This window comes from Streptomyces sp. NPDC056486 (genome assembly GCF_042795295.1).
Classification (GTDB): Bacteria; Actinomycetota; Actinomycetes; order Streptomycetales; family Streptomycetaceae; genus Streptomyces.
Genome location: NZ_JBHTSF010000001.1, coordinates 217,798 through 244,315 on the forward strand (window position 1 = coordinate 217,798; position 26,518 = coordinate 244,315).

The 26,518-nt window shown below is 70.2% G+C and carries 23 protein-coding genes; 11 read left to right on the forward strand and 12 right to left on the reverse strand.

What is annotated here, in order from left to right:
- Positions 1-260: 260 nt before the first annotated feature.
- Together ACFQ7F_RS00930 and ACFQ7F_RS00935 are read right to left on the reverse strand one after the other, a co-directional pair.
- Positions 261-1,583, reverse strand: a complete 1,323-nt coding sequence (locus ACFQ7F_RS00930) for an SWF or SNF family helicase (RefSeq protein WP_383264073.1) — start codon at positions 1,581-1,583, stop codon at positions 261-263.
- Positions 1,580-4,447 (reverse strand): DEAD/DEAH box helicase, encoded by a 2,868-nt coding sequence (locus ACFQ7F_RS00935; RefSeq protein WP_383264076.1) that lies wholly within the window; start codon positions 4,445-4,447, stop codon positions 1,580-1,582. Before ACFQ7F_RS00935 ends, ACFQ7F_RS00930 begins: the two co-directional genes overlap by 4 nt.
- 249 nt (positions 4,448-4,696) lie before the next feature.
- Between ACFQ7F_RS00935 and ACFQ7F_RS00940 the strand changes: the two genes are divergently transcribed.
- Complete coding sequence (locus tag ACFQ7F_RS00940; protein ID WP_383264079.1) at positions 4,697-5,752, forward strand: fatty acid desaturase family protein; 1,056 nt, start codon at positions 4,697-4,699, stop codon at positions 5,750-5,752.
- Positions 5,753-5,894: 142 nt separating this feature from the next.
- On the forward strand, positions 5,895-6,077 hold the full coding sequence (locus ACFQ7F_RS00945) for a hypothetical protein (RefSeq protein WP_383264082.1): 183 nt from the start codon (positions 5,895-5,897) through the stop codon (positions 6,075-6,077).
- A gap of 337 nt (positions 6,078-6,414) precedes the next feature.
- On the opposite strand, the gene ACFQ7F_RS00950 is transcribed toward ACFQ7F_RS00945, so the two are convergent.
- A complete protein-coding gene (locus ACFQ7F_RS00950; protein ID WP_383264084.1) occupies positions 6,415-7,293 on the reverse strand; it encodes a hypothetical protein in 879 nt (292 codons plus the stop codon).
- Positions 7,294-7,410: 117 nt separating this feature from the next.
- The gene (locus ACFQ7F_RS00955) at positions 7,411-7,689 is read right to left on the reverse strand and encodes a hypothetical protein (RefSeq protein WP_383264086.1); all 279 of its coding nucleotides are present in this window, start codon (positions 7,687-7,689) and stop codon (positions 7,411-7,413) included.
- 100 nt (positions 7,690-7,789) lie between these two features.
- Here ACFQ7F_RS00955 and ACFQ7F_RS00960 point away from each other — a divergent pair, with 100 nt between their 5' ends.
- A complete protein-coding gene (locus tag ACFQ7F_RS00960; protein ID WP_383264088.1) occupies positions 7,790-8,674 on the forward strand; it encodes an oxygenase MpaB family protein in 885 nt (294 codons plus the stop codon).
- 132 nt (positions 8,675-8,806) lie between these two features.
- On the opposite strand, the gene ACFQ7F_RS00965 is transcribed toward ACFQ7F_RS00960, so the two are convergent.
- A complete protein-coding gene (locus ACFQ7F_RS00965) occupies positions 8,807-9,406 on the reverse strand; it encodes a class I SAM-dependent methyltransferase (protein ID WP_383264090.1) in 600 nt (199 codons plus the stop codon).
- Positions 9,407-9,557: 151 nt separating this feature from the next.
- On the opposite strand from ACFQ7F_RS00965, the gene ACFQ7F_RS00970 reads away from it, so the two are divergent.
- From ACFQ7F_RS00970 to ACFQ7F_RS00990, 5 genes are all read left to right on the forward strand, one after another.
- Positions 9,558-10,331: an MHYT domain-containing protein gene (locus tag ACFQ7F_RS00970; protein WP_383264093.1), complete on the forward strand. Its 774-nt coding sequence runs from the start codon at positions 9,558-9,560 to the stop codon at positions 10,329-10,331.
- Positions 10,332-10,399: 68 nt separating this feature from the next.
- Positions 10,400-12,955, forward strand: coding sequence for a nitrate- and nitrite sensing domain-containing protein (locus ACFQ7F_RS00975; RefSeq protein ID WP_383264096.1), 2,556 nt, complete (start codon positions 10,400-10,402; stop codon positions 12,953-12,955).
- Positions 12,952-13,386 (forward strand): roadblock/LC7 domain-containing protein, encoded by a 435-nt coding sequence (locus ACFQ7F_RS00980; RefSeq protein ID WP_383264099.1) that lies wholly within the window; start codon positions 12,952-12,954, stop codon positions 13,384-13,386. The genes ACFQ7F_RS00975 and ACFQ7F_RS00980 overlap by 4 nt, the downstream gene beginning before the upstream one ends.
- A gap of 19 nt (positions 13,387-13,405) precedes the next feature.
- Entirely contained in the window at positions 13,406-13,819 is a 414-nt protein-coding gene (locus tag ACFQ7F_RS00985; RefSeq protein WP_383264101.1) for a DUF742 domain-containing protein, read from the forward strand.
- A complete protein-coding gene (locus tag ACFQ7F_RS00990; RefSeq protein WP_383264104.1) occupies positions 13,800-14,405 on the forward strand; it encodes an ATP/GTP-binding protein in 606 nt (201 codons plus the stop codon). Before ACFQ7F_RS00985 ends, ACFQ7F_RS00990 begins: the two co-directional genes overlap by 20 nt.
- A 24-nt stretch (positions 14,406-14,429) precedes the next feature.
- On the opposite strand, the gene ACFQ7F_RS00995 is transcribed toward ACFQ7F_RS00990, so the two are convergent.
- Positions 14,430-14,858: a PPOX class F420-dependent oxidoreductase gene (locus ACFQ7F_RS00995; protein ID WP_383264106.1), complete on the reverse strand. Its 429-nt coding sequence runs from the start codon at positions 14,856-14,858 to the stop codon at positions 14,430-14,432.
- Positions 14,859-14,952: 94 nt separating this feature from the next.
- Between ACFQ7F_RS00995 and ACFQ7F_RS01000 the strand changes: the two genes are divergently transcribed.
- Together ACFQ7F_RS01000 and ACFQ7F_RS01005 are read left to right on the forward strand one after the other, a co-directional pair.
- Positions 14,953-15,366, forward strand: a complete 414-nt coding sequence (locus tag ACFQ7F_RS01000; protein ID WP_383264108.1) for a roadblock/LC7 domain-containing protein — start codon at positions 14,953-14,955, stop codon at positions 15,364-15,366.
- Positions 15,367-15,475: 109 nt separating this feature from the next.
- Positions 15,476-16,483: a DUF6397 family protein gene (locus ACFQ7F_RS01005; RefSeq protein ID WP_383264111.1), complete on the forward strand. Its 1,008-nt coding sequence runs from the start codon at positions 15,476-15,478 to the stop codon at positions 16,481-16,483.
- A gap of 39 nt (positions 16,484-16,522) precedes the next feature.
- Here ACFQ7F_RS01005 and ACFQ7F_RS01010 read toward each other — a convergent pair whose 3' ends face one another.
- The 3 genes from ACFQ7F_RS01010 to ACFQ7F_RS01020 form a co-directional block, all read right to left on the reverse strand.
- Positions 16,523-17,038, reverse strand: coding sequence for a tetratricopeptide repeat protein (locus ACFQ7F_RS01010; RefSeq protein WP_383264224.1), 516 nt, complete (start codon positions 17,036-17,038; stop codon positions 16,523-16,525).
- A gap of 334 nt (positions 17,039-17,372) precedes the next feature.
- On the reverse strand, positions 17,373-18,275 hold the full coding sequence (locus ACFQ7F_RS01015) for an acyl-CoA thioesterase (RefSeq protein WP_383264113.1): 903 nt from the start codon (positions 18,273-18,275) through the stop codon (positions 17,373-17,375).
- Positions 18,276-18,336: 61 nt separating this feature from the next.
- Entirely contained in the window at positions 18,337-20,940 is a 2,604-nt protein-coding gene (locus ACFQ7F_RS01020; protein WP_383264115.1) for a DEAD/DEAH box helicase, read from the reverse strand.
- Between the two features lie 31 nt (positions 20,941-20,971).
- Between ACFQ7F_RS01020 and ACFQ7F_RS01025 the strand changes: the two genes are divergently transcribed.
- The gene (locus ACFQ7F_RS01025) at positions 20,972-21,766 is read left to right on the forward strand and encodes a metal-dependent hydrolase (protein WP_383264118.1); all 795 of its coding nucleotides are present in this window, start codon (positions 20,972-20,974) and stop codon (positions 21,764-21,766) included.
- 23 nt (positions 21,767-21,789) lie between these two features.
- Here ACFQ7F_RS01025 and vph read toward each other — a convergent pair whose 3' ends face one another.
- The 3 genes from vph to ACFQ7F_RS01040 are packed head-to-tail and all read right to left on the reverse strand — an operon-like array spanning position 21,790 to position 26,358.
- A complete protein-coding gene (vph, locus tag ACFQ7F_RS01030; RefSeq protein ID WP_383264120.1) occupies positions 21,790-22,650 on the reverse strand; it encodes a viomycin phosphotransferase in 861 nt (286 codons plus the stop codon).
- A 46-nt stretch (positions 22,651-22,696) separates the two neighbouring features.
- Positions 22,697-24,478, reverse strand: a complete 1,782-nt coding sequence (locus ACFQ7F_RS01035) for an ABC transporter ATP-binding protein (protein WP_383264122.1) — start codon at positions 24,476-24,478, stop codon at positions 22,697-22,699.
- Positions 24,475-26,358 carry an ABC transporter transmembrane domain-containing protein gene (locus tag ACFQ7F_RS01040; RefSeq protein WP_383264125.1) on the reverse strand — a complete coding sequence of 628 codons (1,884 nt, stop codon included), beginning with the start codon at positions 26,356-26,358 and terminating at the stop codon, positions 24,475-24,477. Before ACFQ7F_RS01040 ends, ACFQ7F_RS01035 begins: the two co-directional genes overlap by 4 nt.
- Positions 26,359-26,518: the final 160 nt, after the last annotated feature.

Consider the following 26,518-nt stretch of genomic DNA (forward strand, 5'->3'; position numbering starts at 1 on the left):
ACCGGTGTGATCCACACTCCCGGATGTCATGCCCGCGCTCAATCGCTGGGTGGGGGGAGTGCACGAGCCCGTGTTCCCGGCGCGTGTGTGAGCGGCATGGATGCGCCGGTGGCCGCCGGGTGTATTCCGGCCGGGAGGCGTGTTTCAGGGCGCGAACACTTCGGGGGTGTGGACACTTCCTGGGCGGCCGCGGTAGTGATCGGGTGGCGCCTTCGGCCTGGTGCGGGCCGAAGGCCAGGCCCCCACCAGCCCCGCCTGCCCTATTCGCCGCCGGTCACCACGGCCAGTGCCGTCGCGGGGTCATGGGCCGCGGGGCCCACCGGTGTCCAGCGGCCGCGCTCCTTGCGATAGGGCCACCAGCGGCCGTCGGTCCCGTGCCGCAGCTGGGCGTCGCCCCCGACCACGGTCCAGCGATTGCGGGCCGCGCGCAGCCTTGGCCGCTCGTCGTCGTCCCAGGCCGCGTCCAGCGCCGCACGCGCGCGTGCCAGTGCGTCCGCCTCAGGTGTCCATTCCTCCTCCAGGACGGACAGCGCGGCCGGACCCCCGTACCCCCAGGCCCGTACGGCCATCGCGAGCCCGTCCTTGCCGCGGCCGGCGGCGGTCGCGAGGCGCGCGGCCACCGCCGCCGCGGGATCCGCGGCTGCCAGGCGCACGGCATCCTCGTCCTGCGTCAATTCCTGCTCGACCGGCTGCCGTTCGTGCCCGGGGGAGAGCGCCTCGGCCAGCATCCGGTGCGCCTCCACTGCGGCTTGCGCCGCCAGGAACTCGAGCGCTGCCACATCGAGACCGGGTGCGGGCTCCGCCTCCGTATCGAGGGCGGGCGGCAGGCCCGGCTCTGGCGGCAGCGGAGGGAGGCCGGGCAACGGGGGCAGGATGGCTCCCTCCGCGTACGCCTCGTCGGCGCCCACGCCCTCCTGGGCCCCTTCCTGCTCCTCCGCGGACGTCTCCTCGGCCTCCGCCTCTGCCACGCTGCGTACTTGCAACTCGTCGAGGAGCTCACGCTCGGCACGGCCACGCATCAGGAACAGCACGAACGGATCCTGGTCGAGCAGCCGGGCCACCTGATAGCAGAGCGCGGCAGTATGCCCGCAGTGGTCCCACGCGTCGCAGTCGCACTGCGGCTCCAGGTCGCCGATGCCGGGCAGGAGTTCGACACCCGCTGCCGCCGCGTCCTCCACCAGGTGCGGCGGCATTTCGCGGTCGAGCAGCGCCGCGATGTGCCCGGCCCGCTCGACGGCCATGCCCAGGAAACGGTCCCACTCGTCCTCGCTGAGCCGCTGCAGCAGTACGTCGGAGCGGCGCGGGGTGCCGTCACGGTCGTGGACGACGGCGGTGATCCGACCGGGACGCACGGAGACCGCGCCCACGGCTCCCGTGCGCGCGAGCCTGCGTCCGGCCTTCAACTGCGCGAGGTCCAGAGCTGTGTCCTCGAGCGCCTTCAGCCAGGCCTGGCCCCACCAGCTCTGCGCGAACCCCCGCCCGTGGGTGGCCGGCAGTGCGGCGAAGGTGCGTTCGTGCCCGCTCTCCCCGTGACGGCTGTCCGTGTGCGTGTCGCCGTTCGATTCGTCGTACATGTCGCTCATCGAGTCCCCCCTCGCAGCTCCACCAGATCCGACAGCTCGGTGTCGGTGAGTTCCGTGAGCGCCGCCTCGCCGGAACCGAGGACTGCGTCCGCCAAGTCCTGCTTGCGCAGCAGCATCTCGGCGATGCGGTCCTCGATCGTCCCCTCCGCGATCAGCCGGTGCACCTGCACCGGTTGCGTCTGCCCGATGCGGTACGCCCGGTCGGTGGCCTGCGCCTCGACGGCGGGGTTCCACCAGCGGTCGTAGTGCACGACGTGCTCGGCCCGCGTCAGATTCAGGCCGGTGCCCGCGGCCTTCAACGACAGCAGGAAGACAGGGACTTCGCCGCCCTGGAAGCGCTCCACCATCGTCTCGCGCGCCGCGATGGGCGTACCGCCGTGCAGGAACTGGGACGGGGTGCCACGCGCTGCCAGGTGCTGCTCGATGAGGCGTGCCATCTGGACGTACTGCGTGAAGATGAGCACGCTCGCGTCTTCGGAGAGGATCGTGTCGAGCAGTTCGTCGAGGAGCTCCAGCTTTCCGGAGCGGCCCTCGATCCGCGGCTTGTCCTCCTTGAGGTACTGCGCGGGGTGGTTGCAGATCTGCTTGAGGCCGGTGAGCAGCTTGACGATCAGGCCGCGGCGGGAGAAGCCGTCGGCGCCGGAGATCTCCGCGAGGGTCTCGCGCACCACTGCTTCGTAGAGGCCTGTCTGCTCGGTGGTGAGGGACACCGCCCGGTCGGTCTCCGTCTTGGGCGGCAGTTCGGGTGCGATGCCAGGGTCGGACTTGCGCCTGCGCAGCAGGAAGGGGCGTACGAGTTGGCCGAGCCGCTCGGCGGCTGCCGGGTCTTTGCCGCCTTCGACGGCCTGGGCGTAGCGGGTGCGGAAGGTGCCGAGCTTGCCGAGCAGGCCAGGCGTCGTCCAGTCGAGGATGGCCCACAGCTCGGAGAGATTGTTCTCCACGGGGGTGCCGGTGAGCGCCACGCGCGCGCGTGCACCAATGGTGCGCAGCTGTTTGGCGGTGGCCGAGTAGGGGTTCTTGACGTGCTGGGCCTCGTCGGCGACGACCATGCCCCACGGGGTGTGCGCCAGGCTGTCCGCGTCGAGTCGCATCGTGCCGTACGTGGTGAGCACGAACTCGCCGTCGGCGAGGCCCTCCAGGCTGCGCTGAGCGCCGTGGAAGCGGCGCACGGGGATGCCGGGGGCGAATCTCTCGATCTCGCGCTGCCAGTTGCCCATGAGGGACGTGGGGCAGACGACGAGGGTGGGTCCTGCCGACTCGCCGTCCGACTGCCGGTGCAGATGGAGGGAGATGAGTGTGATCGTCTTGCCGAGACCCATGTCGTCCGCGAGACAGCCGCCCAGGCCCAGGGAGGTCATCCGGGCCAGCCAGTTCAGGCCGCGCAGCTGGTAGTCGCGCAGGTCTGCTGCGAGCGCTGCGGGCTGGCCGACGGGTTCCATGCCCTCGGGGTCCGCGAGGCGTTCGCGCAGCGTGGCGAGCCAGCCGGTCGGCTGGACGTCCACTCGGCGCCCCGCCACTTCGGTGGTGCCCGTCAGAACGGCGCTCAGGGCGTCGATCGGCGTGACCTTGTGGTCCTGGTCTGCGCGAGCCCGCCGCGCCTCTTCGGGGTCGATGAGCACCCACTGGTCGCGCAGCCGCACCACGGGGCGGTTGGCCTCGGCCAGCCGGTCGAGCTCCTCGCGGGTCAACTGCTGATCGCCCAGCGCGAACCGCCAGTTGAAGGTGAGCAGCGCGTCGGCGGTGAGGTAGGACGGCGTGTCCGACGACGGCTTGTCCGGCTCCTTCGCCTCGTCGTCGGGCGGGCCGATGACCGCACGGGCGGTCAGATTGCGCGCCAGCTCCTTGGGCCAGTGCACCTCGACTCCCGCGGTGGCGAGCATGCGGGATCCCTCGCCCAGGAGCGAGGTGACCTCTTCGTCGGCGAGCTCGATGGCATCGGGGACGGTGGCCGAGAGCAGCGGGGCGAGTGGCGGCCACGCGCGCGTGGCGCGACGCAGCGCGAGCAGGGCATCCATCCGCGACCGGGGCCCGAAGGCCTGTCCCGAGGCGCCGGAGCCCGCCCAGACCTCGGCCGCGTCCGCGACGAGCGAGGGGTCACTGACGCTGTGCATCTGCAGTACGGCTCGAAACGGCAGCCGGGTCCCCTCGGAGGTGTCCGACACCAGGCCGGGCACCTCGACGCGCAGCGAGATCCGTACGCCGGCGTCGTGCCCGGCGGCGACATCGGTGGCCCAGGGACGCTGCTCGGGGATGTGCTGCGCCTGCGGAGAGGCGAAGGGCGAAGCGCCCGCGGCGAGTGTCGCGGCGGGGGTGCGCGGCAGCGTATCGGCCACCGCGTCCAGGAACTGGCGCAGCAGCCGCTCGGGTTCGGGCAGCCGTAGCGGTTCGGAGTCGTCCAGTGGAAGGGCGTGCGCGGCGGGCGGCATCGCGGCGGCGAGCTCACGAAGGCGTCGCAGGTCGTCGGCGCCCAGCGGGCCCGAGCGCCACGCATCGTGATCACTCGGCGTCAGTCCGGGCAGCAGCAGCCCGCGTGCGGCGAGTTGTAGCGCGAACACGCCTGCCGTGCCCCAGAAGGCGGCCGTCGGGTGAGCCCCTGCCGTGGCGCGCGTGCGTGTCAGGACAGGCAGTGCCGCGCGCATCGGGAGCACCATCGCGGAGACGTCGCTCAGCTGTGCTCCGTTGTCGCCGGGCACGGCGATGGTGAGCTCTTCGAGGGCGCCCGCGGAGCAGGCGGGCGGCGCGTCTCCGTCGGGTCGCCAGAAGGCGACCCGGCCGGTGCGGCCCGGGTCGGCAGATACGAACAGCACAGAACAGCGGGACAGTTCAGAGATCTCGGAAGATGACGCGGCAGGGGGCCTGGGCACGGCGATGGCGCATTCCTCAAACTTGACTACTGGGCCTGGACCGGCCGAGAGTACAGCACGTCACGGCGGAGGCGTGAGTGATCGTGCAGTGATACCCGTCACCACGGCATTTCGGGGTGTACCTAACCCCCCTTGCCGACGGTGCTGGCCCCCGCCGAAGACGGGTGAAGGCGCCATGGTTGCCCCAGGTCACGGGCCCATACGTTGTGTCGCGTCAGCCCGATCCAGTCAGAGACCGGAGACCTCACCATGTCCCAGGCCGCCGCAGCAGTCGCGGAGCGTTCCCCAGGCACCACCACAAGGCAGCCCGCCGGGAGCGATTTCGCGCCTCTCCTGCGCACCGTCAAGGAGCAGGGGCTCCTGGGGCGCCGCACCGGCTGGTACGCGCGCACCATCGTGGTCAACGCCCTGGCGCTGGCCACCGTGGCGACGGGCATGTTCCTCATCGGCGGCTCCTGGTGGGTGCTGCTCCTGGCGCCCGTCCTCGCCGCTCTGTGTGCCCGCACGGCATTCATAGGCCATGACGCCGGGCACTCCCAGATCACCGGCGACCGCGGCGTGAGCCGCGCCATCGGCCTCATCCACGGCAACCTCCTCCTCGGCATGAGCTCGGCCTGGTGGAACGACAAGCACAACCGCCACCACGCCAACCCCAACCACATCGACAAGGACCCCGACGTCGCCGCGGACGTCCTCGTCTGGACCAGCAAGCAGGCCAAGGTCCGCGTGGGCTTCCGGCGTTGGCTCACCCGCAACCAGGCCTGGCTGTTCTTCCCGCTGACGCTGCTCCAGGGCATCGCCATGAAGATCTACGGCTTCCAGGACCTGCGCCGCCAGGCCCCGCGTGAACGCGTTCTTGAGGGCCTGCTCCTGGTGGCGCACCTCGTCGGATACGTGACGCTCCTGCTCGCCACCATGCCGGTGGGTCACGCCCTTGCCTTCGCCGCCATCCACCAGGCTCTCTTCGGCCTGCACCTCGGCCTTGCCTTCGCGCCCAACCACAAGGGCATGGAGATGCCCGACCCCGACGGTGAGCGCTGGGGTCACCTCAGCCGACAGGTCCTCACCTCGCGCAACATCCGCGGCAGCGTCCTGACCGACTGGTTCCTGGGCGGACTCAACTACCAGATCGAGCACCACCTGTTCCCGAGCATGCCCCGCCCCAGCCTGCGGCGCGCCCAGCCCCTGGTCCGCGCCCACTGCACCGAGCTGGGGATGCCGTACACGGAGGCCGCATTCCTCGACTCCTACCGACAGGTGCTGCGCCACATGTACGAGGTCGGCGAGCCCCTGAGGGTCGAGTAGCAGCGCCGACACGAGGTACGGCTCAGGGTTGCGTCAGGGTTGCTCCTCAGGGATCAATCAGGGGAGCAAACTGGAACTGTGTGCGGCCCGAGCCCGTTTCTCAGGACAGAGAGCGGCAACAGCCGCGGAGGAGGCGACACACATGTCTAAGAACGCGAAGATCGCCGCAGGAGGTGTGGCGGCCGGCATCATCCTGTTGATCTGGCTGCCCTGGTGGGCCGCCCTCCTGATCGTGCTCGGGGTCCCGGCCGCGGCCTATCTGACCCTCGACCCCGGACAGCGACGCAGGCTGCGCCGCGTCTCCCGCAAGGAGCTCGGCCGCTGACCCGGCGCCCGGAAGGCGCTCGGCCCCCTCCTGCGCCTGGTCGAAGAACGCCTCGAGCAGCTGCCCCTGGGAAGCGGGTTCCCTCTCGATACCCCAACGCCACGCGCGCGAGCGGCACTGCTTGCCGACGCCCGTCTGCCGCGCGAGTGCGGGACTCCGGTGGCCGGGGCGATGGCGCTCGCCCTGGTGCGCGCCGGTGGCCGGGCGGCGTCGTGGGACGAGACCTCGCGGGCTGAAACTGGTCGCCCTGCGCCATCACGCGGACCATGACACGGCGGTGGCCGCGTTTCTGCTCGCCCCCGAGCAGAACCACTGACGGGGCGCAGGACCGCAGGGGTCAGACGGGGCGTACGGCCATCTTGTCGAGCGCGTCGAGGAGCCAGGGGAGTTCGGGCCCGCGGCCCACCGGCAGCACCTCTCCCGGCTCTTCGTCGAGGAGCACGAACGCAATGTCGTCGGTCCTGGCGACCATGGACCAGCCAGGACCGTCGGCACGCAGGGTGCGGGCCTCTCCGGAGGCGAACGAGGATCGCACGCGGCCGAGGGGCGGCGGCGTACTCACATACGCCCGTGCTTCCGCCAGGACACGGCGTATGCCGGTGAGCGGATCCTGATCGGCTTCGATATCGGCGTCACTGCTCTCCGGGCGGGTGTCCTCGCCCTCCTGAGCCGCGTCTTCCCCCTGAGCTGAGCCCTTCTCGGCACCGTCGCTCAAGAAGTCGGCGTCGTCGATCTGCTCGCGCCAGGCCGCCCATTGGAGCGCGATCTCGTCGGCGCCGAGCCGTCGCTGAGCCGGACCCCACGAATCGGACTGAGGAGGCGAGAGCGGCTTCTGGTCCGCCTCCTCGGGGTCGGGGTCGTGGGGCGCGGGCACGTTGGGCGCCGCGACGGCTACCGCGAGCGGCCAGCCGGGCAGCGCGGCGACCACTGAACGCTCGTCGGGCGACAGGTCGTACTCCATGCCGCAGTCCCAGGAAGCGATCGCGACGGCCACGAGAGACACGTCGTCGACGACGACGGTCCATCGGGCGCCCGCACCGTCCTGGCCGAGCACGAGACCGTACCCGGCGGCGAGAGGTGCGAGCCCCAGAGCCGCGCACGCCTCCGGATAGTCGTCGCCGAGCACACTCGGGAACTTCGCGGGTGTCAGCAGCACCGCGGTCAGCACGTACAGCGCGTCGTCCTCGGCGGCGACAACGTCGTCCGTTCCGGCCATGCCAGCCTCCCCCATCGCTTCATCCGTCGGCGCACCCTAACCACAGGTCCGGTTGATCGTCGAGGGGTGCGCGATCAGGAAACCCGCCTGTACGCACCAGGAACTCGCACACGGACGTCAGGCGGCGGGCAGGCCGAGGAGCGTACGCGCCACGTCCGTCGGTGACTCGTCGCGCTCCCGGGCGAGGGCGATGACCGCTCGGCAGGCGAGTTCGCTGACGCCGAAGGACAAGGCCTCCGGTGACACCCAGCCCGTGGCTTCGTCTATGCGGTCCTGGTCGTCCTCGGCGCACGCGGCCACGTAGACGGCGGCCGCCTCGAAGAGGTTGTGCGGGCGCTGCTGCTTGCTGCGAACAGGGTCCTCCGTGCGCCAGAGCTTGCGGAGCTTGTCGAACATGTGGGCCGCCTTCCCCCGGTTCTGGTTGCCGCTGATGATCTCTCATCTGCTGTACTCCAACGTAGAGTTGGAGCCCCGACGACAGAAGGGGGGGGCGGCGGTGAAGCGCTATGACCGGCTCAAGGAGATTCGGCGTCTCGACCCGGAGAAGGACGCCCTGACGATCTACCGGCTCAGTGCGACGTACGAGTTCCCCTGGGACTACACCCGCGCTCTTGAGCTGGCGCTCTACCGCACGTACGCCGTGCCCAGCATCGGTCGGCTCCTCGCCGAGACGGCGGAACTGACGGATCGTACGCAGAAGCGGTACGACGACACGGGCCTGCTCCTCGATGCCGTCGTGGAGCACGGCTTCGGCACGGACGAGGGACGCACGGCGATCCGCCGCATCAACCAGATGCACCGCAGCTACGACATCAGTAATGAAGACATGCGCTACGTGCTGTGTACGTTCGTCGTGGTGCCCAAGCGCTGGATCGACGCCTACGGATGGCGCAGGTTGTCCCGCCATGAGATGACCGCGGCCGCCGTCTACTACCGCACCTTGGGGCGGCATATGGGGATCCAGGGCATCCCGGACTCCTACGAAGCCTTCGAGAAGTGTCTCGATGCCTACGAAGAGGCCCACTTCGCGTGGGACGAGGGTGCACGCAAGGTCTCCGACGCGACCCTCGATCTCATGGCCTCCTGGTATCCGCGTCCTCTGGCGCCCTTGTTGCGTGCCTCGACCCTCGCCCTGCTCGACGAGCCCCTCCTGCGCGCCTTCCGCTACGAACCGGCCGGCGCCGCCACCCGTACGCTGGTCAGGCGTGCGGTGCGGTTGCGCGGCCGTGCTGTGCGCCTGATGCCGCCCCGGACCGCACCGCACTTCGCCCGGCAGAACTGGGAGATCAAGGGCTACCCGAAGGGGTATCGGGTCGGCGAGCTCGGCACGTTCCCGGTGCCCGGCGTCCGTGGCTGCCCGGTGGCACACACGGACGAGTAGGCGGGCGTCTCAGCGCAGTGAGCTCAACGTCGTCCGCCAGGCGAGGACCGTGAACCAACGGTTGGCGTGCAATGTTCTTCTGCGCCTCATCCCGCCCAACCGCTTTTCCCGCCGACGTCCTGTGGCACCGACCTAGTCCTGTCGCACCGCCAGAGCGAGGAACCGCGCGTCCTCGTCGACGTACGAGGTCAGCCGCCAGCCGGAACCGGCGAGCAGCGGACGGAGATTGTCCTCGGCCCGCAAATCGTCCGTGGTGATCTGGCGGCCTTGCCGCGCCGCGAGTGCCGCCCGGCCGATGGGGTGGAAGAGGGCGAGGGCCCCTCCGGGCCGCACCACGCGCCTCAACTCGCGCAGGTTCTCCGCCGGATCGGGCAGATGGGAGATCAGGCCCGCGCCGAACACGGCATCGAGCGACGCGCCGCGCAACGGGAGCCGGGTCACGTCCGCGAGCAGGAGCTGCCCTTCACGACCCCTGCCCGCCCGTGTGGCGGCCTCCAGCATGGCGGGAGTCAGATCCACCCCGAGTGCGACTCCGGAGGCTCCCACGACCTCCCTGAGGGCGGGCAGCGCCCGCCCGGTGCCGCACCCGGCGTCGAGGACGCGGCCGCCGGGGCGCAGGCCGAGCTCGGACGCGGCGGCTCGATAGGCGGGCCCGTCGTCGGGGAACCGGGTGTCCCAGTCGGCCGCTCGGGCGGTGAAGAACTCACGGACACGCGTGTGGTCGTCGCTCATGTGGCCATGATTACTCAACGACGCGCATGTGCGTCGGGGGCACACGTTCGAGCGTGCTGCGATCGTTCAGGATCCCCTCTCTGTCATATTCCAACACCTTTCGAACTGCGCCCCCGTTGTGCGCCCCTGCTCGGACTAGCGTCCCGGAGCCATGGGACACCTGGACCACGCCACCTTCGGCTGGCTGACCCCCGTGCTGTCGTACGCGATGGCCTGTATCGGCGCCGCTCTCGGGCTGCGCTGCACCGTTCGGGCGCTCGGCGCCACGGGCACATCGCGCCGCAACTGGCTCATCACAGCGGCCTCCGCCATCGGCACGGGCATCTGGACGATGCACTTCGTGGCCATGCTCGGCTTCGGCGTCACCGGCACCGAGATCCACTACAACGTGCCCCTGACGATCCTGAGTCTGATCGTCGCGATGGCCGTCGTCGGAGTCGGCGTCTTCTCCGTCGGCTACGGCCGAGACCGCGGGCGTGCGCTCGCGCTCGGCGGGCTCACCACCGGGCTCGGCGTGGCGAGCATGCACTACCTGGGCATGGCCGCGCTGCGACTGCACGGCGACGTGCGCTACGACCCGGTGCTGGTCGGCCTCTCCGTAGTCATCGCCGTCGTAGCCGCGACCGCGGCCCTGTGGGCGGCGCTCAACATCAAGTCGCCCCTCGCGGTCGCCGTCGCGTCGCTCGTCATGGGCGGAGCCGTGAGCAGCATGCACTACACCGGAATGCTGGCCGTGAGCGTGCGGGTCACGGAGTCGGGCGCGGCACTGCCCGGGGCCACGACGATGCAGTTCATCTTCCCTCTTGCGGTCGGCCTTGGGTCGTACCTCTTCCTGACCTCGGCGTTTGTCGCCCTGTCTCCGACATCGGGGGAGCGTGAAGCCTCCGTGGCGGCCCAGCGACCGGCGGAGGGCGCCGCCCGGTAGCGGCACATCAGGACCGGTCACGGTCGGGCGGACACCCACGCCCCGAAATCTTTCCGAACGAGGAGGCCATGCGCACACCCCGTAGGACCCTCGACCCGGCCGACGGCACATCGCCGCCGACGCCCGGGGACCCGGCACGTGGTCGACGCGCACACGCGGGAGCGCCTGCCGACGAACGGCCCGACGCGGAAGCCCCCTTGGAGCCCACGCCGCTGACGACCGCCGCGCGCGGGGGATCTTGGTGGCCGCGCCCCCGTACCGTACGGGCCAAGATCCTTTGCCTGCTCATGGTGCCGGTCGTCTCGCTGCTCGCACTGTGGGGATACGCCACGGTCTCCACGGCTCAAGACGTGGCGCGGCTAAGGCAGTTGCAGCGCGTCGACGCCGAGGTGCGCGGCCCGGTCGACACGGCCGTCGCCGCGTTGCAGGCCGAGCGGGTGGCAGCCGTGAGCTACGCGACCGAGCCCACGCCGGACCGTGGCAGCGAACTCAAGAGGCAGGCGGGAAGTACGGACCGCGCTGTGGCGAAGCTGCGTCGTGGCGAGGGGCGGACGATTGCCGATGGCAGCGATCTACCGACCGGCGTGGCGTCCAGGCTCGAGACATTCGTCTCCGCAGCCGAAGGCCTGAGCGCATTGCGGACCGACGTGCTGAACCGCCGCACGGCCTGGGACACGACCTACGGTCAGTACACGAGGGCCATTTCGGCAGCCTTCGGAGTCGGCGGTGCGCTCACCGGCATCCAGGAGGCCGAACTCGGCTCCGACGCGCGCGTACTGCTCGAATTCGCCCGGGCCTCCGAGATGCTGGCGCGCGAGGACGTCGTCCTGTCCAGCGCCCGGCTCGACGGGTCTCTGGACGGGGAGCGGCTGCGGCAGTTCACCGGAGCCGTCGACACCCGGCGAACCCTGACCGAGTCGGCGGTGGCGGATCTGCGCGGTCCCGAACGAGCAGCCTGGCAGGACCTCGTGGAGGGGGCCGCGTACGCCGACGTGCGCGCGGTCGAGGACAAGGTGATCGTCGCACCCCCGGACAGACAATCCGCCCTCGCGGCATCGGCCGCCAAATGGGACCGCGCCCATGGCGTGGTGCGGGACGAGCTCCGCGCGATCGACGCGGGGGCGAGCCGTAGCGCCGCCGATCGGGCCGACCCGTTCACGCGCGGGTTGCTCACGCCGGCAGGCGCCGCCGTGCTCCTCGGACTCGTGGCCGTAGCCGCCTCACTGGTCATCTCCGTACGCATCGGGCGAGGCCTGGTCGTCGAACTGGTGAGCCTGCGCAACGGCGCGCTGGAGATCGCCCGGCACAAACTTCCTCACGCCATGCGGAGATTGCGGGCCGGTGAGGAGATCGACATTCACACCGAAGCGCCCCCCGACCCGCCCGCGGAGGACGAGACGGGGCAGGTCTACGAAGCGCTCGGCACGGTGCACCGGGCGGCCCTGCGCGCCGCCATCGAGCGCGCCGAACTCGCCAGCGGCATCTCGGGCGTCTTCGTCAACCTCGCCCGCAGGAGCCAGGTCCTCGTCCACCGCCAGCTCAACCTCCTCGACAGCATGGAGCGCAGGTCGGACGACCCGAACGAACTCAGCGACCTCTTCCGGCTCGACCACCTCACCACCCGGATGAGGCGGCACGCCGAGAGCCTGATCATCCTCTCCGGAGCCGCGCCGGGACGGGCCTGGCGCACGCCTGTCGCCCTGACGAACGTCGTCCGTGCGGCCGTCTCCGAAGTCGAGGACTACGCGCGTGTGGAGGTGCGACAGCTCCCCGCGGCCGCGGTCATCGGCACGGCCGTCGCCGACCTCACCCACCTCCTGGCCGAACTCGTCGAGAACGCCGCCCAGTTCTCGCCGCCCCACACCAAAGTGCGGGTCAACGGCGAGCCGGTCGGCAACGGCTACGCCCTGGAGGTCGAGGACCGTGGCCTCGGGATGGGCGCAGAGACCCTGGCCGAAGCCAACCGCCGCATCGAGCAGTCCGAAGCGCTCGACCTGTTCGACAGCGACCAACTGGGGCTCTTCGTGGTCAGCAGGCTCGCCGCGCGACACGGGGTCAAAGTGCACCTTCGTACGTCCCCCTACGGCGGTACCACCGCGGTTGTCCTCCTGCCCACCGCATTGCTGCAGAGCATCACACCGGAGAGTCCCGGAGCCCACACCATGGAACGTGACCGTGAACAGATCGGGCACGCGCGCGTGCCCGATGCCGCATCGATGGACGGCAACCCCGCCCCGGCCCCGGCCGCCCGCCCGGCACTGGGAGTGTCGGCGAAGACCCCGGAGACGGCACCCCCAGGCGTCACCACACTCCGCCTGCGCAAGCCCCCGGACACCGAGGAACCCGATAGCGCCGCTGAGCCTTCGGAGGACCTTCCGCGCCGCGTGCGCCAGGCCAGCCTGGCCCCCCAACTGCGTGAGCGCCGCCCCGATGGCACGGCTGGATCCGTGAGCGCCCGTGAAGAGACCGATCGCAGCCCCGACGAGGTACGGGATCGCATGACCGCCTACCGCGACGGCTGGGCCCGCGGCGGCGGTCGCCGGCCGGGCATCGTCGGCGCGGTCCCCGACATTCCAGGGCCCGACCCGGCCAGTGACAGCAGCACCGAAGGAGACCCCGCATGATCCAGGATCAGAGCATCACCGCCGGCCGGTCCGGCGAACTCGACTGGCTGCTGGACGACTTGGTATTGCGCGTCGCCGAGGTACGGCACGCCGTGGTGCTGTCCAACGACGGGCTCGCCGTCGGCGCCTCGACCGCCCTCACCCGTGAGGACGCCGAGCATCTCGCCGCGGTCGCCTCCGGGTTTCACAGCCTGGCCAAGGGCGCGGGCCGGCACTTCGGAGCCGGGGGAGTGCGCCAGACCATGGTCGAGATGGACGACGGCTTCCTGTTCGTGGCGGCGGCGGGCGACGGCTCCTGCCTCGCCGTCCTCAGCTCCGTGACGGCCGACATCGGCTTGGTCGCCTATGAGATGGCACGCCTGGTCAAGAGGGTGGGCGAGCATCTCTACACGCCATCGCGCTTCGGGTCGCAGCCACCGGCCGCCGGATGACGCCGGGCGGTCTACGCAGATGACCGAGGACGGAAGCGGCGTCCCGCACGATGTGGGCAGCCAGTGGTACGACAGCGACGCCGGACCACTGGTCCGTCCCTACGCGATGACTGGCGGGCGGACCCAGCCGGGACCCAGTGGAGTGCGCTTCGATCTGATCGCCCTCGTCACGCTGGACGAGAACGCGCCGGGCGCAGGGGACGACACCGCGCTCGGACCGGAACACCGGTCGCTCATCGAACTGTGCCGCACCGAGACCCAGTCGGTCGCCGAACTGGCTGCCGACGCCGATCTGCCCGTGGGAGTGGTCAGGGTGCTGCTCGGCGACCTGCTGGAAATGGGCTGCGTGAAGGTGAGCCGACCCGTGCCACCCGCGCAGCTACCCGACGAGAAGATCCTGCGAGAGGTGATCGATGGGCTCCGAGCGCTCTGACGCCGACGGTGGCGACACGACCGCCATGGCGTTGAAGATTCTGGTCGCGGGCGGCTTCGGGGTGGGCAAGACCACCCTGGTCGGCGCGGTCAGCGAGATCCGTCCGCTGCGCACCGAGGAACTGCTCAGCGAGGCGGGCCAGTTGGTGGACGACACCGGCGGAGTCGACCGCAAGACCACGACGACCGTCGCCATGGACTTCGGCCGCATCACCATCAGGTCGGGCCTGTCGCTGTACCTCTTCGGTACACCGGGGCAGGACCGTTTCTGGTTCCTGTGGGACGAGCTGTCCCAGGGCGCGCTCGGTGCCGTCGTCCTCGCGGACACACGGCGGCTCGAGGACTGCTTCCCCGCCGTCGACTACTTCGAGCATCGGCACATCCCGTTCGTGGTGGCCGTGAACTGCTTCGCGACCGCGCGTACGTACGGTGCGCATGAAGTGTCACGGGCTCTGGACCTCGACCGCGGCACCCCCGTGGTGCTGTGCGACGCACGGGACCGCGATTCGGGAAAGGAGGTGCTGATACGTCTTGTCGAGTACGCCGGGCGGATGCATACCGCCCGGCTGCTCGACACGGTGGGCTGAGGCGTCACACGTCGGGCGGGGACGTCAGTCGGATACGGCGGCGAGAGCGACGACCTTGTCGATCTTGACGCGCACGAGGAGTTCACCGGGCACGCCATTGCGCTCGCCGAACTCCTCGGCGCGCCCCTCACCCATGTAGCGGGCTCCGAGCCGAGCCGCCCAGTGCCGAACCTCCTCGGGATCGTCGCTCAGGCGGGCCTGCCCTTGCAGCACCACGAACGCGAACGGAGGCCTGTCGTCGTCCACACACAGGGCGACACGCCCGTCCCGCGCCAGATTCCGCCCCTTGACGGTCTCGGCCCCGGTGTTGAACACCAAATCGTCCCCGTCCAAGAGGAACCAGATTGGTGCGATATGTGGGCTGCCGTCAGCCCGGACGGTCGACAGCTTGCCGGTACGGGTGCCTTGTGAGACGAAAGCCCGCCACTGGTCATCGGTCATCTTCTGTGCCATGTCCTCATCATGCTTGCCGGGGCGCCGATGGTGGGGAAGGCTGGCAGGTCAGTTCCTCCAGCCAGGGGGAGCAGCGAGACGGGGAGACGGGAACATGGTGCAGAACGCGGGGCTCGGTTGGCTGCTCGACGACTTGACCAAGCGCATGGAGTCCGTGCGCCACGCGCTGGTGCTGTCCAATGACGGACTGGTGACCGGCGCGAGCTCCGAACTGAGGCGGGAGGACGCGGAACATCTGGCCGCGGTCTCGTCGGGTCTGCACAGCCTGGCCAAGGGCTCAGGTCGACACTTCCACGCGGGCAACGTGCGTCAGACGATGATCGAGTTCGACGACGCGGTGCTCTTCGTCACCGCGGCCGGCGACGGCAGTTGCCTGTGCGTCCTCAGCTCCGCGGAGGCGGACATCGGCCAGGTCGCGTATGAGATGACACTGCTCGTCAATCGTGTCGGTGAGCACCTCGGCGTGGACGCGCGACAGCTGGAGCGGACACCGGTGGTAGACCTCTGATCAGCTGAAACGTCGGCGCGGCGAGAGTTATCCACAGGCTCGGCGCGAGTTGCGGTGATCGCGCTACGGTTTTCCCGAGAGCAAAGACGCCTCACGGGGGAGAACCACCATGTCAGGTCACACGATCACGCAGGAAGTCGCGGATGCGGCAGCGCAGACATCGGTCACGCAGACCCGCGCGGCACGAGAACTGGGGCTGCGGCGCGGAGAGTTCGAACTCGCCGTGATGCTGGGGTGCATCCGTACCGTCAGCGACGCAGTCGGTGGACGGCGCCGCGTCACACGCGAGGAGATCGAGCGCGTCCGAGCCGGGGAGGGCTTTCCCGAGGAATGGATGGAGCGCATCAGAGCTGTGGGGACCACCGAGGGCGCGACGCTCATGGACATTTCCACGGCCCGGTTCACCCGACTCACGCGCGCGGGTCTCGTCACGCCGGTGAAGTTCTATCTCAACCGGTATCGGGCAGTCGTCTGGCTGTATCTGGCCGAGGAGCTAAGGCAGTTCGCCGAGTCCGAGGCCAACGCCGGTCTGCTCACCGGCCGCGCCTCTGGCGCGATCCGCGCCCAGCTGGAAGCGGGCGTCGACCTGCGGGCACGGAACTGGCGGGGCCGCCATGCGGGAACGCTGCTGCGGCAGGCCGAAGATCCCTGGGAGCGTGCCGCGGCCGTGGCTTCGCTGCTCGACCCGGTCCAGATCGCGGAAATCATCAAGGACCCGTATGAACGCGCCTACGTACGCAGGCTCATGCCCGAGTCCATCGGTCAGGGCGCACCCGAGTCACCGGCGGGACGGATCATTCAGAAGATCACTACCGCGGACGACCCGGACGAGATCCGCTGGCTGCGGGCGAATCTGACCATCAGTCTCTCCCAGGCCCGCGGGCAGCGACCTGTGCCGAGGCCCGCGCCGGACTCCGGCTTCGGCCCTGGTGGTGGTCCCGGTTCCGGTCCTGGTCCTCGGGCGGAACCCGACGCTCAGCCAGACCCTCACCCCGCGCCGGATCACGAGGCGCTCCCCGCCGCGCTGCCCGACGCCGCACTTCCCGACGAAGAGACGAAAGTGAGGGCGCCGGAGCCGCGAGGCCTGCTCAAGTGGATGCGCCGCAGGGGAGCGTAACCAGACGGAAGCAGGGGCGACGGCTCGTGGGTGGCTCCGCTACAGAGCTGCGTCGAGATCCTTGGCGTAGTGCTCGATCGCGGGACGGTAGCCGGCGATGTCCGGGTCCTGGCTCGTGGTGGCGAGCAGGGTCAGCAGGATCTCCATCGCGTCGTGTGCCCGGCCGGTGTTGTAGAGGGCCATGGCCAGAAAGGTCTTGAGGGCGCTGTCGTCGGGGAACTCGGCCACCGCGTCGCCCAAGGTCGTGACGGCTTCCGGGTACCGGCCAAGGACGCGGTAGGTGCTGCCCAGGCCGAGGAGTGCTCCCCGACGGTCATCAGGAGAAAGGCCCGGGCTCTCGACCGCGCGTACGTAGTGCGGCACCGCCTCGGCCTCAAGGCCGAGTGTGTCGTGCACCCACGCGGTCTGGTACGCCACCTCCGTGTCCAGAGGGAACTGCTCGCACAGGGCGAGCAATTGCTCCCGTGCCTCTTCGCGGAGACCGGCCTCGCGCAGCCGAACGGCCTCGGCGAGCCGGCGGTCGCGGTGACCGGTGATGTTCTCGTCCGTGTTCATGCCCAGTCCCTCTCTCTGCCTCTGCCACGAAAGCGCCTCGATCGATACGACGTCACCGGCTGCCAGAAGCCCGAAGAGCCGGAGGGTCTCCTCCCGGGTCACCTCGTGCATCCGGCGGGGAGCCACCGAGCCGTCCTCCGCGTTCTCCCAGATCAGCAGTCCGCCCCGGAACGCGCTGAGAGACCACCCGCTCTCATGGGACAGCGACACGTCGGGATGCTCGTCGTCAGCGTTCGTGAGGCCGTCCAACACGCGCCTCATCGTCTCCGGATCAGGTTCGTCGACCGTCTCGCCCAGGACGTCGTACATGAAGTAGCTCATGCGCCCATTTGCCTCATCCTGCCGACGGGCGGCCGTCCATGTGCCGCTCCCCGTAGGCCCGGAAGAGCCCTTCCTGTACGACCGAGACCAGCAGCCTGCCCTCGATGTCGTAGATACGGCCCCGTGCGAGACCGCGGCCACCCGTCGCGATCGGGGACTCCTGGTCGTACAGGAACCACTCGTCCGCGCGGAAGGGGCGGTGGAACCACATGGCGTGGTCAAGGGAGGCCATGTCGAAGCTCCGTGGGCCCCACAGCGGCTCCACGGGGATGCGGACGGCGTCCAGGAGCGTCATGTCGCTCGCGTAGGTCAGCGCGCAGGTGTGGACGAGGGGATCGTCGCCGAGCGGGCCGACCGCACGCATCCAGACCGCGCTGCGCGGCTCGGCGTCCTTGATCTCCTCAGGGGTCCAGCGCAGCCGGTCCACGTAGCGGATGTCGAAGGGCTGACGTCTGGCCATGCGCTCCAGCTGCTCGGGCAGCCCACCCAGATGCTCGGTGATCTCCTGGGCGACCGTCGGCAGCGACTCGGGATCCGGAGCCGTGATGCGCGGCGGCAGCTGGTGCTCGAACGCGCCTGCCTCGGGCTGATGGAAGGAAGCGGTGAGATTGAAGATGGTGCGCCCCTGCTGGACCGCGGTGACACGGCGCGTGGTGAAGGAGCGCCCGTCCCGCACCCGCTCGACCTGGTACACGATCGGCACGCCCGGACGGCCGGGCCGCAGGAAGTACGCGTGCAGCGAGTGCACAGGGCGCTCGCCCTCGGTGGTACGCCCGGCGGCCACCAGGGCCTGCCCGGCGACCTGCCCGCCGAACACCCGCTGCAGGGACTCCTCCGGGCTGCGGCCACGGAAGATGTTGAGCTCGATCTGCTCCAGGTCCAGCAGGTCGACAAGACGTTCGGCGGGGTTGTTCATGGGGGTTCCTCGACTCCTGTCCGGGGGGAAGCTCGGTGCGGTCGGCGTCAGCGGCCGTCGGTCAGAGCTGGCCGACGTCGGTGACGCGGACGACGGCGCGGCCTTCCTCGTCGGAGGCCGCGAGATCGACCTCCGCGCCGATACCCCAGTCATGGTCGCCGTTCGGGTCGGCGAACGTCTGCCGGACGCGCCACAGACCGTGGTCCGGGTCCTCCTCGATGAGCAGCAGCTTGGGGCCGCGCGCGTCGGGACCGGTGCCGAGATCGTCGTACTCGTCCCAGTACTTGTCCATGGCCACGCCCCAGGCGTCCGCGTCCCAGCCGGACTCGGCGTCCAGTTCGCCCAGCTCCTCGACGTGGTCGAGGGCGGCGAGCTCGACGCGGCGGAAGAGCGCGTTGCGGACCAGGACACGGAAGGCGCGGGAGTTGGCGGTGACCGGCTTGACCTGGTCGGCGCGCTCCTGGGCCTCCTCGGCCGTCATGACCTCGGGGTTGGCGAGCTGCTCCCACTCGTCGAGCAGGCTGGAGTCGACCTGACGGACCATCTCGCCGAGCCAGGCGATGAGGTCTTCCAGGTCCTCGGACTTCAGGTCGTCCGGGATGGTGTGCTCAAGAGCCTTGTACGCGCTCGCGAGGTAGCGAAGGACGATGCCCTCGGTGCGGGCGAGTTCGTAGAAGGACGTGAACTCCGTGAAGGTCAGCGCTCGTTCGTACATGTCGCGGATCACGGACTTGGGGGAGAGCGGGTGGTCGCCGACCCACGGGTGGCTCGTCCTGTAGGTGTTGTAGGCGTGGAAGAGGAGCTCCTCCAGAGGCTTGGGATACGTGACGTCCTGGAGCCGCTCCATGCGGTCCTCGTACTCGACGCCGTCCGCCTTCATCAGGGCCACGGCCTCGCCGCGCGCCTTGTTCTGCTGGGCGGCGAGGATCTGGCGCGGGTCGTCGAGGGTGGACTCGACGACGGACACCATGTCGAGGGCGTACGAAGGCGATTCCTTGTCGAGCAGGTCGAAGGCGGCGAGCGCGAACGTCGACAGCGGCTGGTTGAGCGCGAAGTTCTGCTGGAGGTCGACCGTCAGACGCACGATGCGGCCCGAGGCGTCCGGCTCGTCGAGCTTCTCCACCACTCCGCCGTCGAGCAGCGAACGGTAGATGGCGATGGCGCGGCGGATGTGCCGCAGCTGCTGCTTGCGCGGCTCGTGGTTGTCCTCGAGGAGGTGACGCATCGCTTCGAAGGCGTTGCCCGGACGGGCGATCACCGACAGGAGCATGGTGTGCGTGACGCGGAAGCGGGAGGTCAGCGGCTCGGGCTCGGAGTTGATGAGCTTGTCGAACCCTTCCTCGGTCCACCCCACGAAGCCCTCGGGTGCCTTCTTGCGCACCACCTTGCGGCGCTTCTTCGGGTCGTCGCCCGCCTTGTTGAGCGCCTTCTCGTTCTCGATGATGTGCTCGGGCGCCTGTGCCACGACGAGGCCCGCCGTGTCGAAGCCCGCACGACCTGCGCGGCCCGCGATCTGGTGGAACTCCCGGGCACGCAGGGTCCGTACGCGCGTGCCGTCGTACTTGGCGAGGGCGGTGAACAGCACCGTACGGATCGGCACGTTGACGCCGACGCCGAGGGTGTCCGTGCCGCAGATGACCTTCAGCAGACCGGCCTGCGCCAGCTTCTCGACGAGCCGCCGGTACTTGGGCAGCATGCCTGCGTGGTGCACGCCGATCCCGTGGCGTACGTATCGCGAGAGGTTGCGGCCGAACTTGGTGGTGAAGCGGAAGCCGCCGATGAGGTCGGCGATCTTGTCCTTCTCCTCACGGGTGCACATATTGATGCTCATCAGCGACTGCGCGCGCTCGACGGCCTGTGCCTGCGTGAAGTGGACGATGTAGACCGGAGCCTGCTTGGTCTCCAGGAGCTCGGTGAGGGTCTCCGTGATGGGCGTCAGACGGTACTCGTACGAGAGGGGGACCGGGCGTGTCGCGGAGCGGACCACGGAGGTGGGGCGGCCCGTACGGCGCGTCAGGTCCTTCTCGAACATCGAGACGTCGCCGAGCGTCGCGGACATGAGGATGAACTGTGCCTGCGGCAGTTCCAGGATCGGGATCTGCCAGGCCCAGCCACGGTCCCCTTCCGCGTAGAAGTGGAACTCGTCCATCACGACCTGGCCGATGTCGGCGTTCTTGCCGTCCCGCAGCGCGATCGACGCGAGGACCTCGGCCGTGCAGCAGATGACGGGGGCGTCGGAGTTGACCGACGCGTCACCGGTCAGCATGCCGACGTTCTCGGTGCCGAAGAGCTTGCACAGGTCGAAGAACTTCTCCGACACCAGCGCCTTGATCGGTGCCGTGTAGAAGGTGACCTTGTCCTGGGCAAGGGCGGTGAAGTGCGCGCCCGCCGCGACCAGGCTCTTTCCGGAGCCGGTCGGCGTGGACAAGATCACGTTGGCTCCGGAGACCACCTCGATCAGCGCCTCCTCCTGAGCCGGGTAGAGAGTGATCCCCGTCTCCTCAGCCCATGAGGAGAAGGCTTCGAAGAGGGCATCGGGGTCGGCATCCGGCGGCAGCTGATCAATAAGTGTCACACCCCCATCTTGCCCTTCTTCTCTCCCGATCAGGGAACCGGCGATCCGTACGAAGATCACGAACGCTACGCTGTGTCGCCAACGGGGCATCAGTACAACGAAAATGGGGCGGGGAAAAGCCATGATGGGTCCGGCACACTCACTGTCGGGAGCGGCGGCCTGGCTGGGCGTCGGAGCGGCCGCGACAGCCGCGGGGCACACGATGCCCTGGCCGGTCCTCCTGGTCGGAGCCTTGATCTGCGCCGGGGCCGCGCTCGCGCCCGACCTCGACCACAAATCGGCGACCATCTCGCGGGCCTTCGGACCCGTCTCCAGAGGTCTGTGCGAGATCGTCGACAAGCTCTCGGCAGCCGTCTACAAGGCGACGCGCAAGCAGGGCGACCCGCGCAGGGCCGGGGGGCACCGCACCCTCACGCACACCTGGCTCTGGGCCGTCCTCATCGGGGCGGGCTCCTCGGCCCTCGCCATCTTCGGTGGCCGCTGGGCGGTCCTCGCACTGCTCTTCATCCACATGGTGCTCGCCATCGAAGGCCTGCTGTGGCGGGCCGCGCGGGGTTCGAGCAGCGATGTCCTTGTGTGGCTGCTCGCCGCGACGAGCGCCTGGATCCTCGCCGGAGTCCTGGACAAGCCCGGGAACGGCGCGGACTGGCTCTTCACCGCGCCGGGCCAGGAGTATCTGTGGCTGGGTCTTCCGATCGTGCTCGGCGCCCTGGTGCACGACATCGGGGACGCGCTCACGGTCTCCGGCTGTCCGATCCTGTGGCCCATCCCCATCGGCCGCAAGCGCTGGTACCCCATCGGGCCGCCGAAGCTGATGCGGTTCCGGGCGGGCAGCTGGATCGAGCTGAAGGTCCTTATGCCGGTCTTCATGCTGCTCGGGGGAGTGGGCGGCGCGGCCGCGCTCAACTTCATCTGAGGGCGGCGGGGCGGCGCGGTCCCCTACACGTACCCCGCAAGACCCTCCGCCAGCTCATCCTCGTCGCCGTCGCGATACGCGGACAGCGCCTGCTGCAAGGCGAACGTGCCGCGGATCGTCGCGGCGCGTGCGGCCACCCCGTCGTACGCCGCCCCTGCCCAGCCGCCCAGCGCGAGCACCCGGCCCATCAGCTCCTCGCCGTAGCCGGCGCCGACCGCCGCGAGATCCTCCGCCGGGTCGCCGAGCGCGACCTCGTCCCAGTCGACCACTCCGCTGAGCCGCGGCCACCCGTCGGCGTCCTCCCACAGCACGTTCTCCCCGCCGAGGTCACCGTGCACCACCGCTCCGGTGACATGGGGGAGGTCGTCGACTGCCGTGAGTTCCCGCTCGGCGCGCAGCCGCCCGGCGTCCGACATGAGGCCGAACAGCTCCGCGCGGACGTCCGCCGCGAAGAGCCGCCACTCGCCCTCGGGCGCACGCGGCAGCGCCGCCCGTACGTCCTCGTCGGTGCCCGCCTCGGCGAGGCCGGTCAGCAGGGTGACGTACTGCGCCGCAACCGATGCGGCCATCCCGGGGCGTTCCAGCGCACTGTCCGGCAGTGGCGCTCCGGGGACTCGGCTGAGCACCAGGTACGGCGGCTCGTCCGTGCCGTGAGCGCCGCCGGTGAGCAGCGGCTCGGGAGTGCGGAAGCCGAGGTCGAGCCCGGCGAGCACGCGCAGCACAGCCGCCCGCGCGGTCAGCCGGGCGGCTGCCGCCTCGGTGCGGGCGAAGCGCACCACACGGTCCGAGGCGATCACCACCTGGTGGAACTGGCCCTGGAGGACAGGCAGTTCGCCCACCGGCTCATCCGGTAGCAGGCGACTCAGCAGCGCTTGATGCGTCACGCCAGGCACGAAGCGAGAGGGGTTCGGGGCCGCCGCGGGTGGCGAATCATCCATGCCAGGACCGCCAGAGCGCCGAGTACGCACCTCCCGCCCCCACCAGCTCGTCGTGGCTGCCCAGCTCGCTGATCCGGCCGTTCTCGACCACCGCGATGACGTCCGCGTCGTGCGCGGTGTGCAGCCGGTGGGCGATGGCCACGACGGTGCGGCCGTCCAGGACGCGGGCGAGGGAGCGCTCCAGATGGCGTGCCGCGCGCGGATCGAGGAGCGACGTCGCCTCGTCGAGGACCAGTGTGTGCGGGTCGGCGAGTACCAGGCGGGCCAGTGCGATCTGCTGGGCCTGCGCCGGGGTGAGGGCGAAGCCGCCCGAGCCCACCTCGGTGTCCAGCTCCTCGCTCAGAGCCCGTGCCCAGCCGTCCGCGTCGACCGCGCCGAGCGCCGCCCACAGTTCGGCGTCCCGCGCCCCGGTCCTGGCGAGCAGGAGGTTGTCGCGCAGGGAGCCCACGAAGACATGGTGCTCCTGGTTGACCAGGGCCACATGGGCGCGGACCTCTTCCGCGGGCATGGCCGACAGCTCCGCTCCGCCCAGCGTCACGTGACCGTTCCGCGGTGCGTAGATCCCGGCGAGCAGCCTGCCGAGCGTCGACTTGCCCGCGCCGGACGGGCCGACCAGCGCGACCCGCGAACCCGGCTGCACGGCGAGCGACACCTCCCGAAGGACGTCTACGCCCGCGCGGTAGCCGAAGTGCACGTCGTCCGCGAGCACATCGCGTCCGTCCGGAGTGACGGAACCGTCGCCCGCGTCCGGTTCGATGTCCCGTACGCCCACGAGCCGGGCGAGCGAGACCTGGGCGACCTGCAGCTCGTCGTACCAGCGCAGGATGATTCCCAGCGGATCGACGAGCATCTGCGCGATCAGGGCGCCGGTGGCCAGCTGGCCCACGCCGATCCAACCCTGCAGGACGAACACGCCGCCGATCATCAGGACGGAGCAGAGCACGAGGGTGTGGGTGAAGTTGACGACCGGGAAGAGGACGGAGCGCAAGTAGAGCGTGTGTCGTTCCCACGCCGTCCACTCCTTGATGCGGCGCTCCGACAGCTTCACGCGGCGGTCCCCGAGCCGGTGCGCCTCCACCGTGCGCCCCGCGTCGATGGTCTCGGCGAGGGCGGCGGCGACAGCTGCGTACCCGGCGGCCTCCGAACGGTAGGCGGCGGGCGCGCGCTTGAAGTACCAGCGGCAGCCGACGACAAGGAGCGGCACGGCGACGAGAATGGCGGGCGCCAGCGGCGGCGCGGCCACGGCGAGACCGGCGATCAGCAGAGCGGCCCACACCACGCCGATCGCGAGCTGCGGCACCGCTTCCCGCATGGCGTTCGCGAGGCGGTCGACGTCCGTGGTGATCCGCGACAGCAGATCCCCCGTCCCGGCCCGCTCGAGCACGCCCGGCGGCAGCCCGACCGAACGCACGAGGAAGTCCTCGCGCAGATCCGCCAGCATCCGCTCACCGAGCATCGCGCCGCGCAGCCGCACCTGATGGACGAAGAGGGCCTGCACGACAAGGGCGACGGTGAAGAGCCCGATGGTGCGCCCCAGATGGAGTTCGCGTGCGCCGTCCGAGACGCTCTCGACCAGATCGCCAAGGAGGTAGGGACCGGCCATGGAGGCGACCACGGCGCAGGTGTTGACCGTGATGAGCAGGGCGAAGGCCCGGCGGTGCCGCCTGACCAGCTCGCGTACGTAGGCTCCGACCGTCGCGGGCGCGCCGACGGGCAGGGTGTCCGCGGTGGTCGGGGCCGCCGGGTCGTACTCCGGTGGCGCCAGGCCGATCATGCCGTCTCCTCGATGTCGATCTCGATGGCGGTGTCAGTGCCGGTGTCGGTGTCTGTGTCTGTGCCGGTCTTGATGTCGGTGGGCGCGTGAGGCGCCCGTTCCTCGTCCGTCTCGCGCGTCACGACCGCCCGGTAGCGCGGCTCGCTGTGCACCAGCGCGCGGTGTTCGCCCACCGCCACGACCTCGCCCTCATGGAGGAAGACGACGCGTTCGGCCCGGTCGAGGAGCAGCGGCGACGATGTGAGGACCACGGTCGTACGTCCCTTGCGCAGCCCCTTGATGCCCTCGGCGACCCGCGCCTCGGTGTGCGAGTCGACGGCGGACGTCGGCTCGTCGAGCACGAGTACGCCGGGGTCGGTGACCAACGAGCGGGCCAGCGCGAGCCGTTGGCGCTGCCCACCCGACAGGGAGCGTCCGCGCTCCGTGACATGGGCGTCCAGCGGTGCCTCGTCCACCGAAGCCTGCGCAAGGGCGTCAAGGACGTCCGCGCACTGCGCGGCCTCCAGAGCCTCGTCGGCGTCCACCGCTCCCGACGCCGGTACGTCGAGGAGCCCCCGGAGCGTGCCGGAGAGCAGGACCGGGTCCTTGTCCTGTACGAGGACGGCGGTGCGTGCGGTGGCCAGCGGCACCTCGTCGAGCGGTACCCCGCCGAGCAGCACGGACGGCAGCTTCTCCGCGTCGTCGAACGCCGCGTGCCCGCCGAGGCGTTCGGCGAGCCGCCCCGCCTCGTCCGGGTCGCCGCACACGACGGCGGTCAGACGGCCCGAGGGGGCGAGGAGCCCGGTCACCGGGTCGTAGAGATCACCGGAGGGGGTTTCCCCGTCGTGACGCTGCCCGCCACCGGCCGGGGCCGTGCCGTCCGGCAGCCCGCCTGCCGCATGTGTCGTGCGTTGGATCGAGAGCACGCGGGCGGCGCGCTTGGCCGAGGGACGCGAGAAGCTGTAGGCCATCGCGATCTCTTCGAAGTGCCGCAAGGGATAGGTCAGCAGCGTGACCGTGCTGTAGACGGTGACCAGCTCGCCGATGGTGATCCGGCCTTCGCGGGCCAGGTGCACGCCGTGCCAGACGACCACGATGAGCAGCAGCCCCGGCAGCAGTACCTGGACCGCCGAGATCACCGCCCACATCCGGGCGCTGCGCACGGCGGCCGTTCGCACCTCCTGCGAGGCGCGGCGGTAGCGGTCGAGGAAGAGTTCCTCGCCGCCGATGCCCCGCAGCACCCGCAGCCCGGCCACGGTGTCCGAGGCCAGTTCGGTCGCGCGCCCTGCCTTCTCCCGCTGATGGTCGGCCCGCCGGGTGGCGCGCGGCAGCAGCGGCAGTACGGCGAGCGCGAGCACCGGGACGCCCACCGCGACGACGATGCCGAGAGCGGGCTGGTAGATGACGATGCCCACACAGACGAGGAGGACCGTGAGCGCGGCCGCCGCGAACCGCGAGACCGCCTCCACGAACCAACCGATCTTCTCGACGTCTCCTGTGGAGACCGCGACCACCTCACCGGCGGCGACGCGCCGTGTGAGCGCCGAGCCGAGCTGCGCGGTCTTGCGGGCCAGGAGCTGCTGGACGCGGGCGGCGGCGGTGATCCAGTTGGTGACCGCCGTGCGGTGGAGCATGGTGTCGCCCAGGGCGATGGCCATGCCGCACAGCGCCATCACCCCTCCCGCGATGGCCAGCCGTCCTCCGGACCGGTCGATCACGGCTTGCACGGCCAAGCCGACGAGGTAGGGGAGCACCGCGATGGAGCCGAAGTGCAGGAGACCCCAGGCAAGGGATTTCAGCTGGCCGCCGAGCTGGTTGCGTCCGAGCCAGCGCAGGAAGTGAGGCCCCGAGCGGGCATCCGGCATACCCGGGTCGGTGAACGGAAGATCGCGAATCTGCATGACGAGTGACGTCCCAGGGTCGGGGTCAAAGAGGCGGGCCGTCGGTTCGGCGGAGCGCGCCGGCGTGAACGGACGGTGGTGAACGGACGGTGGTGAACGGGCACAGCGAAACAGGTGACAAGCAGCGACAACAGGCAACAAGCAGCGGAGCAGCGGTAAC

What these genes read in the sequence shown, in the direction of transcription:
- ACFQ7F_RS00970 (WP_383264093.1), top strand. Translation starts at nt 9,558, where the DNA reads ATGGGACACCTGGACCACGCCACCTTCGGCTGGCTGACCCCCGTGCTG.
- ACFQ7F_RS00950 (WP_383264084.1), bottom strand. Translation starts at nt 7,293, where the DNA reads ATGGCCGGAACGGACGACGTTGTCGCCGCCGAGGACGACGCGCTGTAC.
- ACFQ7F_RS01020 (WP_383264115.1), bottom strand. Translation starts at nt 20,940, where the DNA reads ATGCCCCGTTGGCGACACAGCGTAGCGTTCGTGATCTTCGTACGGATC.
- ACFQ7F_RS01015 (WP_383264113.1), bottom strand. Translation starts at nt 18,275, where the DNA reads ATGAACAACCCCGCCGAACGTCTTGTCGACCTGCTGGACCTGGAGCAG.
- ACFQ7F_RS01040 (WP_383264125.1), bottom strand. Translation starts at nt 26,358, where the DNA reads ATGCAGATTCGCGATCTTCCGTTCACCGACCCGGGTATGCCGGATGCC.
- ACFQ7F_RS01035 (WP_383264122.1), bottom strand. Translation starts at nt 24,478, where the DNA reads ATGATCGGCCTGGCGCCACCGGAGTACGACCCGGCGGCCCCGACCACC.
- ACFQ7F_RS00975 (WP_383264096.1), top strand. Translation starts at nt 10,400, where the DNA reads ATGCGCACACCCCGTAGGACCCTCGACCCGGCCGACGGCACATCGCCG.
- ACFQ7F_RS00940 (WP_383264079.1), top strand. Translation starts at nt 4,697, where the DNA reads ATGTCCCAGGCCGCCGCAGCAGTCGCGGAGCGTTCCCCAGGCACCACC.
- ACFQ7F_RS00985 (WP_383264101.1), top strand. Translation starts at nt 13,406, where the DNA reads ATGACCGAGGACGGAAGCGGCGTCCCGCACGATGTGGGCAGCCAGTGG.
- ACFQ7F_RS01005 (WP_383264111.1), top strand. Translation starts at nt 15,476, where the DNA reads ATGTCAGGTCACACGATCACGCAGGAAGTCGCGGATGCGGCAGCGCAG.
- ACFQ7F_RS01025 (WP_383264118.1), top strand. Translation starts at nt 20,972, where the DNA reads ATGATGGGTCCGGCACACTCACTGTCGGGAGCGGCGGCCTGGCTGGGC.
- ACFQ7F_RS01010 (WP_383264224.1), bottom strand. Translation starts at nt 17,038, where the DNA reads ATGAACACGGACGAGAACATCACCGGTCACCGCGACCGCCGGCTCGCC.
- ACFQ7F_RS00965 (WP_383264090.1), bottom strand. Translation starts at nt 9,406, where the DNA reads ATGAGCGACGACCACACGCGTGTCCGTGAGTTCTTCACCGCCCGAGCG.
- ACFQ7F_RS00980 (WP_383264099.1), top strand. Translation starts at nt 12,952, where the DNA reads ATGATCCAGGATCAGAGCATCACCGCCGGCCGGTCCGGCGAACTCGAC.
- ACFQ7F_RS00930 (WP_383264073.1), bottom strand. Translation starts at nt 1,583, where the DNA reads ATGAGCGACATGTACGACGAATCGAACGGCGACACGCACACGGACAGC.
- ACFQ7F_RS00995 (WP_383264106.1), bottom strand. Translation starts at nt 14,858, where the DNA reads ATGGCACAGAAGATGACCGATGACCAGTGGCGGGCTTTCGTCTCACAA.
- ACFQ7F_RS00990 (WP_383264104.1), top strand. Translation starts at nt 13,800, where the DNA reads ATGGGCTCCGAGCGCTCTGACGCCGACGGTGGCGACACGACCGCCATG.
- ACFQ7F_RS00955 (WP_383264086.1), bottom strand. Translation starts at nt 7,689, where the DNA reads ATGTTCGACAAGCTCCGCAAGCTCTGGCGCACGGAGGACCCTGTTCGC.
- ACFQ7F_RS01000 (WP_383264108.1), top strand. Translation starts at nt 14,953, where the DNA reads ATGGTGCAGAACGCGGGGCTCGGTTGGCTGCTCGACGACTTGACCAAG.
- ACFQ7F_RS00945 (WP_383264082.1), top strand. Translation starts at nt 5,895, where the DNA reads ATGTCTAAGAACGCGAAGATCGCCGCAGGAGGTGTGGCGGCCGGCATC.